This window comes from Polynucleobacter sp. 35-46-11, from assembly GCF_002281105.1.
This window is the reverse complement of the sequence record NZ_NCFJ01000417.1, coordinates 1-2251: the sequence shown is the minus strand read 5'-3', so window position 1 is coordinate 2251 and position 2251 is coordinate 1. Positions and strand designations below refer to the sequence as shown.

The window sequence follows — 2251 nt, the reverse complement described above, 5'->3', positions numbered from 1 at the left end:
CCTATTCGCGAGGCAATTCGACGTTTGGCAGCGGATGGGCTGGTAGAGCTAATTGCCAACCGCGGAGCGATTGCAGTGCAACTCACTCGGGATGACATCCTTCATACTTTTGATGTGATTGCGAACTTAGAGGGCTACTCCGGAGAACTAGCAGCACAAAACATTAGCAATCAAGCTCTCATTGAACTGGAAGCACTTCAATATGAAATGATGGCCTCGTATGCTCGCAGGGATCTCTCGAGCTACTACCAACTCAATCTCAAGATTCATCAGGCTATTAATCAAGCGGCAAACAATCCTGTCTTAAGCCAGCTCTTTACCCAAGTCAATGCCCGTATTGAGGCACTACGCTTTCGCTCCAACCAAGATGGCGTGAAGTGGGAGAAGGCAGTGGGCGAGCATCAAGAAATGTTAGACGCATTAAAGGCTCGCGATAGCACACGCATGCGCAAAGTCATGATGCAGCACGTGATGAATAAACGTGATGTAGTGATCCAATTAGTTGACTCAGAATCCAAACAGAAAGTTGCAGCATGAACAAGCCACTCGATTTTCCGCTTCCAGAATTTGTTGCCAACAAGGCAGAGTTAGCTAAGCGCCTCAGGCAAGAAACCTCTGGTGAAGTCATGACCGATATGGCTAGTCGCGGACGTTATGCAACAGATGCTTCAATTTATCAAGCCATGCCAGTTGCTGTCTTTGTTCCCAAAACCGCCGAGGATATTGCAACAGCTATTCAGATTGCGGCTGATTTGGGCGTCCCAGTTTTGCCTCGCGGAGGCGGCACCAGTCAGTGCGGTCAAACCACCGGTACTGCACTCGTCATCGACAACACAAAATATTTTCGCAAGCTTCTACATGCGGATCCAGAAAAAGCAACTGCAGTTGTTGAACCTGGAATTGTTTTGGATCACCTCAATGCTGCACTCAAGCCTCATGGGCTCTGGTACCCAGTAGACGTCTCTACTGCTGGCCAAGCAACCATCGGCGGCATGGCAGGCAATAACTCTTGCGGCAGTCGCTCTATCGCCTATGGAAACATGGTGCACAACGTTTTAGGCATTGATGCCTGGCTAGCCTCTGGGCAAGTAGCTAGCTTTGGAAATTACGCTAATAGCTCTGGCGCAGCAAAACAACTCGGTGACTTTGTGAAAGGTTTGGCGAATAGCCTTCAACCCGAAATCGAAGCGCACTTCCCTAAAGTGTTGCGTCGTGTTGCCGGATACAACCTGGATGTCTTTCATCCACAAAGCGAGCGCCCCTATACACAAGATGGCAGCGTGAATTTAGCGCACCTCTTGGTTGGCAGTGAAGGCACTTTGGCGTATTTCAAATCACTTGAGTTGAAGTTGGCACCCTTGCCACAACACAAAGTGCTTGGAGTGGTGAATTTTGCAAGCTTCTTCAAAGCAATGGATAGCGCGCAGCATATCGTCAAACTCGGGCCCACTGCAGTTGAATTAGTCGATCGCACCATGATTGATTTAGCGCGTCATAACCCCAGCTTTAAGAAAACCATTGAGACCGCCCTCATTGATGCTAGCGGCCCCACTCCTGAGGCAATCCTATTGGTGGAGTTCTCTGGCGAAGCACATGCTCCCTTGCTCGAGAAACTAAAGTCTTTACAGGGCCTGATGGGAGACCTAGGTCTCCCAGGCTCAGTAGTTGCCATGCCTGATGCTAGCTTGCAAAAGAATTTATGGGAAGTGCGTAAGGCCGGCTTAAATATCATGATGAGCCTCAAAGGTGACGGCAAGCCAGTGAGCTTTATCGAAGACTGCGCAGTCCCACTCGAGAGCCTTGCTGAATATACCCAAGCACTCACAGATGTATTTTCTAAATATGGTTCACGAGGCACTTGGTATGCGCATGCTTCAGTAGGCACGCTCCACGTACGCCCCATCCTAGACATGCGCCGTGATGGCGCACAAAAAATGCGTGCCGTTGCTGAAGAGGCATCTGCATTGGTGCGCAAATATAAAGGTGCCTATAGTGGTGAGCATGGTGATGGACTTTGCCGTGGCGAATGGATCTCTTGGCAATTTGGCCCTAAGATTACTGAAGCACTTGCAGAGATTAAGCATGAGTTTGATCCGAATGGCTTATTTAATCCCGGCAAGATTGTTAATCCACCCAAGATGGATGATGCAAGCAACTTCCGCTTCCCACCAAGCTATAAGGTCATTCCGCTTCAACCCGCTTTAGATTGGTCTGCTTGGAACGTACAAAACAATCCTGTCACTGAAGAGAC

The 2251-nt window shown here is 49.1% G+C and carries 2 protein-coding genes; both read left to right on the top strand.

All coding sequences use genetic code 11. The annotated features are described in order from the left end of the window. On the top strand, window positions 1-537 hold a 537-nt coding region (locus B7Y67_RS15765; protein WP_293599451.1), incomplete at its 5' end, for a GntR family transcriptional regulator. Beyond that, the coding region (locus B7Y67_RS15760; RefSeq protein ID WP_293599450.1) for an FAD-binding oxidoreductase at window positions 534-2251 on the top strand (1718 nt) is incomplete at its 3' end. The genes B7Y67_RS15765 and B7Y67_RS15760, both read left to right, overlap by 4 nt.